Source organism: Bradyrhizobium sp. (genome assembly GCF_049798375.1).
GTDB lineage: Bacteria > Pseudomonadota > Alphaproteobacteria > Rhizobiales > Xanthobacteraceae > Bradyrhizobium.
Window position 1 is genome coordinate 1 of sequence record NZ_JBARGP010000467.1, and the last position, 13,315, is coordinate 13,315.

At 62.5% G+C, this 13,315-nt stretch carries 15 protein-coding genes; 10 read left to right on the plus strand and 5 right to left on the minus strand.

What is annotated here, in order from left to right; all coding sequences use genetic code 11:
* Positions 1-119: 119 nt before the first annotated feature.
* Both WA702_RS19285 and WA702_RS19290 read right to left on the minus strand, forming a co-directional pair.
* Entirely contained in the window at positions 120-506 is a 387-nt protein-coding gene (locus tag WA702_RS19285; protein ID WP_425112134.1) for a hypothetical protein, read from the minus strand.
* Complete coding sequence (locus tag WA702_RS19290; protein ID WP_425112147.1) at positions 503-1,831, minus strand: TAXI family TRAP transporter solute-binding subunit; 1,329 nt, start codon at positions 1,829-1,831, stop codon at positions 503-505. The genes WA702_RS19285 and WA702_RS19290 overlap by 4 nt, the downstream gene beginning before the upstream one ends.
* 309 nt (positions 1,832-2,140) lie before the next feature.
* Here WA702_RS19290 and WA702_RS19295 point away from each other — a divergent pair, with 309 nt between their 5' ends.
* The 4 genes from WA702_RS19295 to WA702_RS19310 all read left to right on the plus strand — a co-directional run bounded on the left by WA702_RS19295 (position 2,141) and on the right by WA702_RS19310 (position 5,500).
* Positions 2,141-3,628: a PLP-dependent aminotransferase family protein gene (locus WA702_RS19295; RefSeq protein ID WP_425112135.1), complete on the plus strand. Its 1,488-nt coding sequence runs from the start codon at positions 2,141-2,143 to the stop codon at positions 3,626-3,628.
* 87 nt (positions 3,629-3,715) lie between these two features.
* Positions 3,716-4,345: an FMN-binding negative transcriptional regulator gene (locus WA702_RS19300; protein ID WP_425112136.1), complete on the plus strand. Its 630-nt coding sequence runs from the start codon at positions 3,716-3,718 to the stop codon at positions 4,343-4,345.
* 53 nt (positions 4,346-4,398) lie between these two features.
* Positions 4,399-4,845 carry a DMT family transporter gene (locus tag WA702_RS19305; protein ID WP_425112137.1) on the plus strand — a complete coding sequence of 149 codons (447 nt, stop codon included), beginning with the start codon at positions 4,399-4,401 and terminating at the stop codon, positions 4,843-4,845.
* 28 nt (positions 4,846-4,873) lie between these two features.
* Positions 4,874-5,500, plus strand: a complete 627-nt coding sequence (locus WA702_RS19310) for a LysE family translocator (protein WP_425112138.1) — start codon at positions 4,874-4,876, stop codon at positions 5,498-5,500.
* Positions 5,501-5,507: 7 nt separating this feature from the next.
* Here WA702_RS19310 and WA702_RS19315 read toward each other — a convergent pair whose 3' ends face one another.
* Positions 5,508-5,723, minus strand: a complete 216-nt coding sequence (locus tag WA702_RS19315) for a hypothetical protein (RefSeq protein WP_425112139.1) — start codon at positions 5,721-5,723, stop codon at positions 5,508-5,510.
* A gap of 214 nt (positions 5,724-5,937) precedes the next feature.
* Between WA702_RS19315 and WA702_RS19320 the strand changes: the two genes are divergently transcribed.
* Positions 5,938-6,210 (plus strand): hypothetical protein, encoded by a 273-nt coding sequence (locus WA702_RS19320; protein ID WP_425112140.1) that lies wholly within the window; start codon positions 5,938-5,940, stop codon positions 6,208-6,210.
* 230 nt (positions 6,211-6,440) lie between these two features.
* Here WA702_RS19320 and WA702_RS19325 read toward each other — a convergent pair whose 3' ends face one another.
* Complete coding sequence (locus WA702_RS19325; RefSeq protein ID WP_425112141.1) at positions 6,441-7,724, minus strand: serine hydrolase domain-containing protein; 1,284 nt, start codon at positions 7,722-7,724, stop codon at positions 6,441-6,443.
* A 459-nt stretch (positions 7,725-8,183) separates the two neighbouring features.
* Between WA702_RS19325 and WA702_RS19330 the strand changes: the two genes are divergently transcribed.
* Positions 8,184-8,363, plus strand: a complete 180-nt coding sequence (locus WA702_RS19330) for a hypothetical protein (protein ID WP_425112142.1) — start codon at positions 8,184-8,186, stop codon at positions 8,361-8,363.
* Positions 8,364-8,510: 147 nt separating this feature from the next.
* Here the strand turns inward: WA702_RS19330 and WA702_RS19335 are convergent, their stop codons facing one another.
* Complete coding sequence (locus WA702_RS19335; RefSeq protein ID WP_425112143.1) at positions 8,511-8,924, minus strand: RidA family protein; 414 nt, start codon at positions 8,922-8,924, stop codon at positions 8,511-8,513.
* Positions 8,925-9,341: 417 nt separating this feature from the next.
* Between WA702_RS19335 and WA702_RS19340 the strand changes: the two genes are divergently transcribed.
* The 4 genes from WA702_RS19340 to WA702_RS19355 all read left to right on the plus strand — a co-directional run.
* Positions 9,342-9,533, plus strand: coding sequence for a hypothetical protein (locus WA702_RS19340; RefSeq protein WP_425112144.1), 192 nt, complete (start codon positions 9,342-9,344; stop codon positions 9,531-9,533).
* Positions 9,534-9,544: 11 nt separating this feature from the next.
* The gene (locus WA702_RS19345) at positions 9,545-9,910 is read left to right on the plus strand and encodes a response regulator (protein ID WP_425112145.1); all 366 of its coding nucleotides are present in this window, start codon (positions 9,545-9,547) and stop codon (positions 9,908-9,910) included.
* A 776-nt stretch (positions 9,911-10,686) separates the two neighbouring features.
* Positions 10,687-12,258: a 2-isopropylmalate synthase gene (locus tag WA702_RS19350; RefSeq protein ID WP_425112146.1), complete on the plus strand. Its 1,572-nt coding sequence runs from the start codon at positions 10,687-10,689 to the stop codon at positions 12,256-12,258.
* Positions 12,259-12,573: 315 nt separating this feature from the next.
* Positions 12,574-13,315 (plus strand): DctP family TRAP transporter solute-binding subunit (locus tag WA702_RS19355; protein WP_425112148.1); only part of this gene is annotated, 742 nt, incomplete at its 3' end.

Below are 13,315 nucleotides of genomic sequence, written 5' to 3' on the forward strand. Positions count from 1 at the left end.
CGCAAAAACCTCACCGAAGTTCTATTTGCAGAGTTCTAACTAAGTCCACCGTCTGCAAGCGAGTTCACGGCGGGGAACAGTCGTCCCGGCGCATGGAGCTATGTCGATGATGGAACCGCTCAACGGATCGAGACCAACACTTGCTTCAACAACGCAGCCATTTCGTGCAGCGGATGTTTGAACCAGTCGCTCCAGCTCTCGCTGAAAACGGTGATCTCATGCCCGCCTCTCGCCTTGCCACGCAGAGTCACGCCGTCACCCTCGAAGCTCAAAATGGCGTTGCGTTGCTCGTCGAGCCCGACCTGCTGGAAGTCGAACACGAACGTTGTCGCATCGCGCCAATTTCCCTTTGCCGCCGGCACGCCGAACGCAGTTGGTGTGCCCTTGCGAAACGCGCCATCCAGTCCGAGCGGACCGGACAGGCGGAATGGCACGCCGGACGCGTTGGGCGGGACGACATCGAGTTCGTAGTGCGGCTCGGCCTCGGTGAGGCCGGCGGCTTTCATGCGCCAGTTTTCGACACCGATGGCGTCGCCATGCCCAGCGCCGCGCGGCGATCGTGGATCAGGTTTTCCAGACGGTGGGCCGCGACGTTCAAGGTGGCAGCGTCGAGGGCGTTCTCATCCTGATCTGCCCTCGCGCGTTGCGCGCGCAGGACCTCGTCGATCCGCTGTTCGATGTCAGACAATTCCTTGTCATTGTCGGCGCGTCTGATCCTTCGACCCAGCTCATAAAGCGCGTCGAGCGCAGACTCTCTTGGCTTCAGCTCACCGGATCGCAGGAATTTCCAGGCTGTTGCCAGAACGGTGGCGAGCGCGCCGAGCGCCATCGGTGCCAGGAAGATGGCATTGCTCCACTTGTCCAGCACATTTTGCTGGCTGCCGTTGTAGAACTCCGCCGCGCCTGCATGAACCGGAAGAAAGGCGCCTGGGTCGGTATCGGGCGCCTTGAATTGCCCGAGAATCGGCAATTCGCTCACGAGATCCCTGCGCGCGGTCGTGATGGCTTCCGTGAACTTTGCGATCGTGTCGTTGTCGAGCTGCTTGCGGCCGACCAGGTAGAACGAGACTTGCAGCGTGGTCACGTCATCTTCGGGAACGGGCGGAGAGCCGCGCAAGGTGCCTTTGGGAATGTCGAAGCTTTCATAGGCGCGCTCGCCCTCAGCAATCGCTCCCGCATTTTCGATCGGGATCAGCACCGGAGCGCTCTTGGCATTCTGAGGGAATAGCCCGCGTACTAGCGACAGATATTTCTCGCTCAGTGGCACGACGAGCAGGAGAGCACGTACCTCCTTGGTCTCGAAGGCGCGACGAACCTGAGCGGGAGCGAGGCTTTTGAAGGTGACGTTGGCTCGTTCGAGATCGTAGGCCTTCGTCAGCACGCTGACCATCTTTTGATTGGTCTCGCCTGCCACCACGCCGACCGTCGTGCGCTTCAGCCCGGCGATGTCGGTGATTGTAGATCCCGGCGGTGCGACAAGCAGGGTCGCGGCGTGAGCCACCACAACGATGGCTTGCGCCTGCGACAGATCGCCGACATCACCGCGGACTACCGCAAGGTCGGTCTTGCCTGATAAGAACATGGCGGCGGAATCGATCGGACCCGCGGTCTCCACGATCTTGAGCCGCACCGGCGCGTTATTGAGAGCAAGCCTGCTCGCCAGCGCGGACACGATCTTTGGTGCGTCGCCATCCAGCGATCCGACCGCGACCGACAATGTGACCGGCCTGACGTACCAGCGATAGATCAATGCGCTGGCGCCGCCGGCCAGCAGCAGCAGTGCCACGACAACGATGATCCGAAGCCAGAGCGGCAGTTTGATCGGATCCAGGCCCAATTTGATCGATCCTTCTGTCAGCAAGACGATCTTCGATGCTGCGCTTTCTGCGAAGCGCATCGTTGCCAGGCGCTCCAATACGATGCGGCGCTGCCCCGTTTCTTTCTGATGCAGTCACGGCTCGATTACTGATTGTCGCGTTCGAGGGATGTTGATCCAAATCAACGTCGTGATGTCAAGGATATTCACGCGGGCCATCCGAACCAGTGCGCGAGCGCAGGCGCAGCACGACGAAGCGCTTGGCTTTGTGGCGTCGATAGCGTCACACTGGCTGCGACGGAGTTTCCATTTCGAGAGCTTTCGATGGTCCAGCCGAGGACGGCCCGAGGCAATGCCACGGAGCGCATGGGTGCGCGGCAGATCTATGAAGCGCTCAGGGACCAGATCCTGGAGCGCACCTATCGCGCGGAGGGTCAGTTACCATCGTCTCGCGCGCTCGCGGGCGAGCTCGGCGTTGCCCGCTCGACCGTCACGGTCGCCTATGAGCAGCTTGCCGCCGAAGGCTTCATCGAGATCCGCCATGGCGCCAGGCCGCGCGTGGCGCGGAACGCCATCGCAGAGGGACCTGCGCGCAAGACGGTCCGTCGCGCGCCGCGCAAGGCCCGGCTGTCCGATTATGGCGAGCGGCTGACGCGATTCGACATGCATTGGGAACGGCCCCGCGATCTGCTTGCAGACTTCCGCTATGGCGACCTCGCGCCGTCGGACTTTCCGATTGCAGCCTGGAAGAAGGCTGTCGTCGCCGCGATCACGCAGCGTCCCGGCCGGTTGGCCTATGACGACCCCTGCGGATCGCTGCAGCTCCGGACGGCGCTGCAGAATTATCTCTGGCGTTCGCGAACCCTGCGTTGCGATGTCGATCAGATCATTGTCGTGAACGGTTCGCAGCAGGGACTCGATTTGTGCGCGCGCCTGTTGCTCGACGCCGGCGATCGCTTCGTCATGGAAGATCCCGGTTATGGGATGGCAAGGCGGATATTCGCCGCGACCGGCGCTGCGGCGGTGCCGATTCCGGTCGACAAGGACGGCCTCGACACGGAGCGGCTCGCGACGATCGCAGCAAAGCTCGCCTATGTGACACCGTCCCATCAGTTTCCGCTTGGCGGCGTGATGCCGATCGGACGCCGCCACCAATTGCTGGCATGGGCCAAGCAGTGCAACGCTTATCTGATCGAGGACGATTACGACAGCGAGTACCGCTACGACACCAAGCCGGTGCCGCCGCTGCACGCCTTGCAGAGCGGCGGGGCGGTGGTCTATCTCGGCACCGTCTCCAAGACGCTCTCGCCAACGTTGCGGATCGGCTATCTGGTGGTGCCATCAGAGCTGCGGTCGGCCTTTGCCGCGGCCAAGCAGATCACCGATCGGCATGCGCCGCTGGTCGAGCAGGATGCGCTCGCCCTGATGCTGGAGAGCGGCGCGTATGACAGCCATGTCAATCGTGTGCGACGACACAATGGCGAGCGGCGCCAAGCCCTGCTCGATGCCTTGCAACGCCGGTTTGGCGATCGCATCCGGATCGATGGTGCGGCGGCCGGCCTGCATGTGGTGGTCTGGTTTCGCGACCTCCCGCAACTCCTCGAAGCCGCATTGATCGAGTCTGCGCGTGACAAGCGCCTCGGGATTTATCCGGTCTCGCCGCTGTTCGACAAAGCGCGCTCGGGCCATCGGCCTGATGTGGTCGGCCTCGTAATGGGCTATGCTGCGCTGGAGCAGCGCCAGATCGAGCGCGGCTGCCAGCTGCTGGCGCAGGCGGTCCAGCACCTCGTGCCCGGCAAGCCGCGGCCGTAATAAACTGGACTGGCGAAATCATCAAAAACTGGCCGTTCCCGTCATACCAGATCAAGTCTATCCAGCAGGCCAGAACGGAGAGCCGCCATGTATACGCCCCCCGCATTCGCGGACAACGACGCTGACAGCGTCAAGGCGACCATCCGCGCCGCCCGTCTGGCCAATTTGATCACCGCGACTGCAGATGGGCCGCTGGCAACGCCGTTGCCGCTGTTCCTCGATGACACCGAAGGCGAGCGCGGCGTGCTCTACGGGCACGTCGCCAGGGCCAATCCGCAATGGCAGGCGGTGCCGATCGGCGAGGCCTTGGCGGTCTTCATGGGGCCGGACGCCTATGTGACGCCGTCCTGGTACGCCGCCAAGCAGGAAACCGGCAAAGTGGTGCCGACCTGGAACTACATCGCCGTCCACGCTTATGGCCCCGTCGAATTCTTCCAGGAGCCGCAACGCCTGCTTGCTGCCGTGACGCGCCTGACCAACATCCATGAGCACCCGCGCGCTGAGCCTTGGGCCGTCAGCGACGCGCCTGCCGATTTCATTGCCGCGCAGTTGCGCGGGATCGTGGGCGTGCGCATTCCCGTCACCCGGTTCGAGGGCAAGCGGAAGATGAGCCAGAACCGCCCCGAAGCCGATCGCATCCGCGTCGCCGCCGGCCTTGCCGCGAGTGAGGATCCCGGGGATCGCGAGGTCGCTGCGCTGATTCCCGTTCCGGTGTGACGACCTGACGTCAGAACGGCGCGAGTGGCAGGTTCTATTCTCAAGGACGCAAGATGCTGAAATTCGCATTTCCGATGCTCCTGGCGGTCTCGGCCGGAATCAGTATCGTCGTGCAGCAGGCGCTGAACGCAAACCTGCGAACGGCGCTCGGCTCCGCGGCCTGGTCGGGCTTCATGAGCTATTTCATCGGCATCATCTGCATGGCGGCACTCGCGATCTCATTGCAGGATCCGATTCCCTCGCTTGCCACGGCCGCTCGCATCCCCTGGTGGTCGTGGAGCGGTGGTCTGTTCGGCGCCATCTTCATCGCCTTGGGCATTTTTCTGCTGCCCCAGCTCGGCGCAGCCACGTTCTTCGCGCTCTTGATCGCCGGACAAATGATCGGTTCGATGGCTTTCGACCACTTCGGCCTGCTTGGCGTTCCCGTTCACCCCATCAGCACCGTCCGTGTTGCAGGCGCTGCGCTGCTCGTCGGCGGCGTCGTGCTGATACGGATGTAGATGGACAATACCGCTCGTCGTTGAAGCTATGATCAGTCTCCAAGCCTTCCTGCTTTTCCTGGCCGCGGCGCTCGCTGTGGCGATCACGCCGGGGCCGGGCATCTTCTACATCGTGGCGCGGACGCTCGGTGGCGGACGGTCGGAAGGGCTGGCGTCGAGCGTCGGCCTGGGCTTGGGCGGACTTGTCCATGTCTTCGCCGGCGCCATCGGCCTGTCCGCGCTGGCGATGGCAAGCGCGGAGGCTTTCACTTTGCTGAAAATCATGGGAGCCGTATATCTCATCTGGCTGGGCCTCAAGACCTGGCGCGCCGCGCGCATCATGCAGCCGTCCGGGATCCAGACGACGGGGCCGCGCCGCGCCCTGCGCGAGGGCATTCTAGTGGAAGCCCTCAATCCGAAGACCGCTGCCTTCTTTCTCGCCTTCATTCCGCAGTTCGTCGATCCTACAGCGCATGTCGCCGCGCAGTTCGTCGTGCTCGGGCTGATCTCGGTCGCCTTGAACACCAGCGTCGATCTGATCGTGACCATCTGGGCCGCCAAAGCGAGGGCAGGGCTCGTCAAGCGTCCCTCGCTCATTGCGAGATCGAGACAGCTGTCCGGCGCGGTCATGTGCGGCTTGGGAGCCAGCTTGCTGCTCGCGCGCAGAGCGGGGTGATCTCTGGCTAACCGATCCCGATCCACCGCATCATGGCTCCGGCCGACGTCCAAACGGTCCACCCGAAGCCCAGCAGCGCGGCAACTCTGGCCACAGCCAGAAGCGGGCCGCCCGTTTGCAGATAGGCGATCGCGACGGACACGATAACCATGCCCGGAACGATGTTCACCCGCGGCATCGGCCACAGAGCCGACAGCGCCAGAAGAGACACGATGGCGCCCACCGATCGGCGATCCCTCGAGGGATGCTCCAACGCGGCCGCTCAGGCGCTGGATCGCACTGGAGACCTGTCGTCGATGACCTTCGCGCGCTGGCACCCCGGGACGGTGGGCGCAACCAGTCGATCGCTCGACGGACCTGCCGGAACCATCGGGAACCGTGCTCGTTGACTCTGGCTCTGACTAGGCTTGGCCTCCGACCAGGAAAGATCCCGCATCATGAGAACAATGATCGTCGCTGTGGCGCTTGGGACTGCAATGACGCTGTGGACCGCAGTCCACGCGGAAACGCGAATGGAGGTTCGGCGCGTTGTGCACAGGGCTCCGCTGCGGGTGCCGATCGTGAAACCCGATCCGTGGTGGGTCCCCGACTATAACATCGTCCCGCGCTATCATTATCGTCCCGAGGACGATCGCGTCGACACCAGTCCATATGCGCCGCCGGTGGCGTGGGGCGATGTGGAGCCCGGCGGCTTCGGCATCGGCCAATAGCGCCGGTGCCGGCCACGGTCGCGCCGCGCGCGCATTGACTGCCACGGCTCCTCGGTAGGGATGCCGGTGCGGTGGTGCGACCCCGTCCGGTGGATAGGTGATCTCCACCACGCAAGCTCCCGTTGAAAGCAAAGCTCCCGTTGAACACAAGGCAGCGTCAGCCGTACGAGCACCTTGCGCGTGGCGCCTGAGAGGGCGCGCCGCAGTCAGGCGGTATCACTTCTCTGGCGTCAATTCTCCATGGCCTCATAGATCAACTGCTTCACCGTCTTCTGGATGCGCTGGCGCTCCGAGGGGGTCTGCTCCAGCAGCACGAAGAACATGTCCTGCTTGCGGTCGATCACGAAATAGCAGCCGGTGGCGCCGTCCCATTTCAGTTCGCCGAGATCGCCCGGCGCCGGCGGCTTGGCGTCGCCGGCATCGGTGCGAATGCCGAGGCCGAGGCCAAAGCCGAAGCCGTCGCCCGGGAAGTAGAAATAGTCTCGCTCGACGCCGGAGCCTGGCCCGACCCGATCCGTCGTCAATTGCTTGAACGCGTTCGGACTGAGAATGGTCTTGCCGTCGTAGGTGCCGCCGTTGAGCAGCATCTGCGCAAAGCGCGAATAGTCCGCCATGGTCGAGACCATGCCGCCGCTGGCGTACATCATCTTCTTCTTGACCGCGGGATTGTTCTCGCGCCCCACCTTGAAATCGCTGTCGTTCGGCATCGGCTGCGCCAGCAGCTTCTGCTTCTCCGGGTCGGTGACGAAGAAGCGGGTGTCGTTCATGCCGAGCGGATCGAGCACTTCTTCTCGCTCGACCTCGATCAGGGACTTCCCGGATGTGATTTCCATGATCCGCGCCAGGATGTCGGTGGAATGGCCGTATTGCCAGAGCGCGCCGGGTTGGTTGTGCAGCGGCAACTTTGCGATCCGCTCGGCGAACTCGGCGAGGTCGAAATCACCGGCATAGATGTTGGCGGCCCGATACGCTTTCCGGACCATGCTGTCGCCGTAGAAACCATAGGTGATGCCGGAGGTCTGGCGCATCAGGTCGAGCATGGTGATCGGCCGCTTCGGCGGTACCAGCGCGAGCGTCTTGGTGCCGTCCTCGGCTTTCTCCTCGACCCCGACCTTCACATTCGCAAAGGAAGGAATGTATTTCGAAACGGGGTCGTCGAGCGAGAACTTGCCCTCGTCGAGCATCTTCACCGCGACTACGCTGGTGATGGCCTTGGTCATCGAGGCCAGGCGAAAAATGGTGTGGTCGGTGATCGGCGCCTTCGACACCACGTCCTGCACGCCGAAGGCTTCATGATAGACCGGCTTGCCGTGCTGCTGGATCAGCAGGATCGCGCCGGGAATCTTCCCCGTCGCGACTTCGTTGCGGAAGAAGTCGTCAAGCTTTGCCAGCTTGCTCTTGTTGAAATGCGCCCCCGCTGGAATTTCAAAAGTCCCCTCGGCCCACGCCAAAGGTGCAGCCACGACCAGCAGCGCGCCACAGGCGAGCAACCGCAACGCTTGAATTGGTTTCATTACCTTCTCCCGGTTTTGCCCAGTCTAGCGTTCCGCTCGATCAACACAAGTTGATCATCCTGTGATGGGCGGTTCCGGGATTCGCGCATTGCGAAGCCTAGACCATGTGCGCGGCTTGTGATTGTGGATCGCAACGGACCTTGCTGACAGCACGTCCGTTCGCCGAGCTTGAACGAAAGCAGGCAATCGGAGGGTCGAAACCTCGCTTATGACCCGGGACAGACGTCCGCCAGTTCGCAACGCGCTGGAGATAGCCAGTTTCGTCCGATGCGTCCAGATTGGATGCCGGCACTCAGGAGCGGGGGCGTCAAGCAAGATCAATCCTTTAAACTCGCGGGCATCGGAACTCGGAAGTGTCCCGATTCACACTGTGTGCACTTTTGTACATAGCGGCCGGAACGGATACCCGTCTCCTGAGTAGTGACCCGGAACAGTATCCAGTTGTGGGGACCGAACGACATGGTGGGGAAAAAGTATCTGGCGGACCAAGCCTCCACTCTGCTCAAGTTTGCAAAGGCAACAACCAATGCGGACGTGGCCGCTCGCCTTCTCGACAAAGCGGCTGACCTGACGGCCAAGATAGACGAGGCGCCTGACGCCAGCCCCCAGGCACCGGACGTGGAGCAGCCGCAAGGCTGACCTCTGCGCGCGATAGCGCCCTTAGGGACGCAGCATGTCATCATACAGCTCCATCCGTCACGACAGGTTGTTTCGTCTCATTGGGATGGCCAAAGGTCATCGATTGATGTCCGCTTACCCGGCAGGAACTGTGGCCGTTGCACGGAATCACGCAGCCGCCACGGCTTCTATTTCGATCAGCAAGCCCGCAGAATACAGGCGAGACACTTCGACCAGAGTGATGGCTGGTGCGGCCGGCGGGGATACCGTGCTGAAGAACCGGTCACGAGCGCGGCGGTAGTCGGCGAGCTTGTTCATATCGCGTACGAAGACGGTGAGCTTGACCAGGTTGGAAGCGTTGCAGCCGACACTCTCCAATGCGGCCGACAGATTTCGGAACGCTTGATCGGCCTGCGCCTCGAGGTCGTCAGCGCCGACCAAGCCGCCGGCAGCATCCACACCCGCCTGACCGGCAATGAAGATCAGCCGGCCGCCGCGAACCTCGACGACGTGCGAGTAGCCGGGCGGATGTTCGAGCAGCGGCGGGTTCACGATGCGCACTTCGGCGTCCGAGCTTGTCAATGTCCTGTTCCTTCGCGTTGCATGGAAAACTCGTCGACAAATCTCAGGATGCTCAACGCTCCCGCTGGAGCGCGATAGGCTCGTAATACAAGGCTATCGCCAGCGCCGAATCCTGTCATCTCAGGGTGGGCCAGCGTTTCCAATGCAGATCGGGCTCTGCCTCGTGGCGTAGCGATCGCCGCGCATCCCGCCGCAATTGAGCGGGGTGGACGCGCCGTCACGCACGTGGAGGCGGGACGCGATCGATGCCATTGGAGGGACGGCAGCGCGGAGGGCGAAATCGTATGGTCCTAGCGTCCCGGCCATGGGCGCCCGCGCCCGTATGTACACTTTTATACATTTGTTGCGGAACGGAAACCCTGGGAGAGAGTTTTGCGAGTCTCCGCTGCGATGCGACCAACGGGGCTATCCGGAACCATGTCTCAAAACAGTTTTCATGCCCGCCAAGCGGCGGCAGCGCTGCTGAAAATGGCGAAGGCAACGTCGAATCCAGCAGTCGCAGGTCGGTTGGTTGAGGCTGCCGCCGATCTCAAGGACCAGATTGGCGAAGTTCCGCTGCCGGTCTCCATCAAGCCACCCGATGTGCAGACAGGCGATAACTCGGACTAGCTCGGTGCCTCATGTACAAAGCCGCGACGTTGCTGGTCGAGGACGAAGGTCTGATCCTGATGATGCTGGCTGAGATGGTGCATGATCTCGGTCACCTGGTCATTTCGGAAGCTACGAACATCGAAACCGCCATGTCATTGGCAGAGACGCGGTCGTTCGATCTCGCCCTGCTGGACGTCAGCATCGCCGGCTCTCTGATAACCCCGGTCGTCCATGTCCTCGATGGGCGAGGCGTCCCGATCGTTTTCGTCAGTGGATACAGTCACAGAACCATGCCAGCCGAGTTGCAAGGCCGACTGCTCGTTGAGAAACCGTTCTCGCAAAATTCCTTGTTCTACGCCATCAACCGCGCGACCGGCCAAGCTCCGGCTGCTTGAGCGGTGATTCGAACTAAGCGCCGGCCTCGTGTGGGTTAATGGCCAAAGCTTGAAGGGTGTATACGGGCCGGAAAACGACCCGAAAGCACCTGCGCTGAACAACGAAGTTCGCCAGCGCTTTCAGCGCGGGCCGGGCTGTGCGCCTCACAACGTGAATTTTTGTCTTTCTTTTTTTCGAAAATATCGAGAGGCCCCGCTGTCTGGCATCACTCGGCACGGCGTGCCGCGGGAAGGCGAGGGCGTGTCTGCAAACGCAAAGCTGGGGGACGATGCAACCTCGTTTTCAGTCGTCTTCGCCCGCGCCGTGACCTCCCGATCAATCATGACCGCCTCTGGAATACTGGGTCACCCGCCTACGCGGGGTGACGACAGCGGGGCTTGGCATTCAGGCACCTCAATAGGTCACCTATTCTGCCCCTTATTCGGCGTTGCGAAACGGGCAGCTTCTCGGCTAAAACAGCGTCGGGCATGCGCCGGCAACCGGGACGTCAACCAGCCGTCAACGGTTTTGCCGCAGGATTCGCGCATTCTCCAAAGGGTTTGGCAATGCTGATTCGCAGCGCAATGATCAAAGCTTTCGCCGGAGCGGCCGCCGCCCGGACGATCGCTGCTGCGCCGCTGCCCACCCCCGCGCTCGGCCTTCTTGGTCTGCTTCTTAGCTGCCCCTGAGGGCCGGCTGGGCGGATAGCGCCTGGGCACTCAGGGGTTTGCGTGAGATCGAACAGACCCTTCAGCGCCCGGACATGAGGGCGTACCACCCAAGAGGAATTTCAGAGATGGCCAACGCACCGAAGTCCGAGAAGGACCGCGTCATCATTTTCGACACCACCCTGCGCGACGGCGAGCAATGCCCCGGCGCCACCATGACCTTCGAGGAGAAGCTCGAGGTCGCCGAGATGCTGGACGACATGGGCGTCGACGTCATCGAGGCCGGCTTCCCGATCACATCGGAAGGCGACTTCCAGGCGGTCAGCGAGATCGCCCGCCGCGCCAAGAATTCGGTCATCGCCGGCCTGTCGCGCGCCCATCCGGCCGATATCGACCGCTGCGCCGAAGCGGTGAAATTCGCCAAGCGCGGCCGCGTCCACACCGTGATCGCAACCTCGCCGCTGCACATGCGGGTGAAGTTGAACAAGACCCCGGAGCAGGTGCTCGAGACCTCGGTCGCCATGGTCGCGCGGGCCCGCAACCAGATCGACGATGTCGAATGGTCGGCCGAGGACGGCACCCGCTCGGAGATGGACTTCCTGTGCCGCATCGTCGAGGCCGTCATCAAGGCCGGCGCCACCACGGTGAACATCCCCGATACGGTCGGCTACACCGTGCCGGACGAATACACCAACTTCATGCGCACCTTGATCGAGCGCGTGCCGAACTCCGACAAGGCGGTGTTCTCGGTCCATTGTCATAACGATCTCGGCATGGCGGTCGCCAACTCGCTGGCCGGCATCGCGGGCGGCGCACGCCAGGTCGAGTGCACCATCAACGGCATCGGCGAGCGCGCCGGCAACGCCGCGCTGGAAGAGATCGTGATGGCGATCAATGTCCGCAACGACAAGTTCCCGTGGTGGAACAGGATCGATACCACGCGGCTGACCTCGGCCTCGAAGCTGGTCTCGGCCGCGACCTCGTTCCCGGTGCAGTACAACAAGGCGATCGTCGGCCGCAATGCGTTCGCGCATGAGAGCGGCATCCATCAGGACGGCGTGCTGAAGGATGCCTCGACCTACGAGATCATGCGGCCCGAGATGGTCGGCTTGAAGCAGTCGTCGCTGGTGCTGGGCAAGCATTCCGGCCGCCATGCCTTCGTCCACAAGCTGGAGGAGATGGGCTACAAGCTCGGCCAGAACCAGCTGGAAGATGCGTTCACGCGGATGAAGGCCTTGGCCGACCGTAAGAAGGACATCTACGACGAGGATATCGAGGCGCTGCTCGACGAGCGGATTGCCGCCGCCTATGACCGCATCAAGCTGACCTCGCTGACGGTGATCGCCGGCACGCACGGCCCACAGCGCGCCACCATGAAGCTGGACATCGACGGCCAGGTGAAGATCGAGGAGGCCGAAGGCAACGGGCCGGTGGATGCGGTGTTCAACTGCATCAAGGCGCTGGTGCCGCATGAGGCAAAGCTCGAATTGTACCAGGTGCACGCTGTCACCGAAGGTACCGACGCGCAGGCGGAAGTATCAGTGCGGTTGTCCCACGATGGCCGCTCAATGACGGCGCGTGCGGCGGATCCGGATACGTTGGTCGCGTCGGCCAAGGCCTATCTCGGCGCGCTGAACAAGATCGTCATGAAGCGCCAGCGCGACGTTCCCGCGACCGCAAATACCGCCGTGGCGAGTTGAAATCTTGCTCGTCATTCCGCGCAGTCGCGACAGCGGCTGAGTCCGGAATCTCGAGATGGTAAGCGCAAAATAACAGCGAGATTCCGGGCCCATCGCTTCGCGATGTCCCGGAATGACAGCAAGGAATTTCGCACCGCAGCACGAGATTTCCTCTCCTGCTGCTAACGGTCAATTCCATTCGCTGCGACTCCTCGTTATTGATGCCCCTGGCATACAAGTCGGGGGCCGATCGAACGACCTCCGGAACGTCGGGAGGTCAAATTGGATAAGACAGAATTGCTCAAGCCCGCGCGTGGGCTGACCAGGCGCAACCTGATGGTCGGGGCGGCGTCGCTGGCCGCGGGCGCAGCGGTCCGACCGGCGAAGGCGGCCGACAATCCGATCGTCATCAAGTTCAGCCACGTGGTGGCATCCGACACGCCGAAGGGCAAGGCGGCCGACAAATTCAAGGAGCTGGCCGAGAAGTACAGCGACGGCAAGGTCAAGGTCGAGATCTACCCGAACTCGACGCTCTACAAGGACAAGGAAGAGCTGGAAGCGCTGCAGCTCGGCGCCGTGCAGATGCTGGCGCCGTCGAACTCCAAGTTCGGTCCGATCGGGATCAAGGAGTTCGAGGTGTTCGACCTGCCTTACATCCTGCCCGACCTGAAGACGCTGCGGAAGGTGACCGACGGCGAGCTCGGCGGCAGGCTGCTCAAGCTGCTCGACAAGAAGGGCATGAGCGGGCTCGCTTATTGGGACAACGGCTTCAAGCAGATGAGCGCCAACAAGAAGCTCGTCGCGCCGGCCGACTACAAGGGACTGAAATTCCGCATTCAGTCCTCGAAGGTGCTGGAGGCGCAGTTCCGCACGCTCGGCGCCATCCCGCAGGTGATGGCGTTCTCGGACGTGTACCAGGCGCTGCAAACCGGCGTCGTGGACGGCCAGGAGAACACCTGGTCCAACATCTATACCCAGAAGATGCACGAGGTGCAGAAATACGCCACCGTCACCAACCACGGCTATATCGGCTACGTGGTGGTCGTGAACAAGAAGTTCTGGGACGGCATGCCGGCCG

Excerpts from the sequence above, each read along its gene's own strand:
- WA702_RS19330 (WP_425112142.1), top strand. The coding sequence starts at position 8,184 with ATGGTGGGGAAAAAGTATCTGGCGGACCAAGCCTCCACTCTGCTCAAG.
- WA702_RS19285 (WP_425112134.1), bottom strand. The coding sequence starts at position 506 with ATGAAAGCCGCCGGCCTCACCGAGGCCGAGCCGCACTACGAACTCGAT.
- WA702_RS19295 (WP_425112135.1), top strand. The coding sequence starts at position 2,141 with ATGGTCCAGCCGAGGACGGCCCGAGGCAATGCCACGGAGCGCATGGGT.
- WA702_RS19310 (WP_425112138.1), top strand. The coding sequence starts at position 4,874 with ATGATCAGTCTCCAAGCCTTCCTGCTTTTCCTGGCCGCGGCGCTCGCT.
- WA702_RS19345 (WP_425112145.1), top strand. The coding sequence starts at position 9,545 with ATGTACAAAGCCGCGACGTTGCTGGTCGAGGACGAAGGTCTGATCCTG.
- WA702_RS19305 (WP_425112137.1), top strand. The coding sequence starts at position 4,399 with ATGCTGAAATTCGCATTTCCGATGCTCCTGGCGGTCTCGGCCGGAATC.
- WA702_RS19350 (WP_425112146.1), top strand. The coding sequence starts at position 10,687 with ATGGCCAACGCACCGAAGTCCGAGAAGGACCGCGTCATCATTTTCGAC.
- WA702_RS19340 (WP_425112144.1), top strand. The coding sequence starts at position 9,342 with ATGTCTCAAAACAGTTTTCATGCCCGCCAAGCGGCGGCAGCGCTGCTG.
- WA702_RS19300 (WP_425112136.1), top strand. The coding sequence starts at position 3,716 with ATGTATACGCCCCCCGCATTCGCGGACAACGACGCTGACAGCGTCAAG.
- WA702_RS19325 (WP_425112141.1), bottom strand. The coding sequence starts at position 7,724 with ATGAAACCAATTCAAGCGTTGCGGTTGCTCGCCTGTGGCGCGCTGCTG.
- WA702_RS19320 (WP_425112140.1), top strand. The coding sequence starts at position 5,938 with ATGAGAACAATGATCGTCGCTGTGGCGCTTGGGACTGCAATGACGCTG.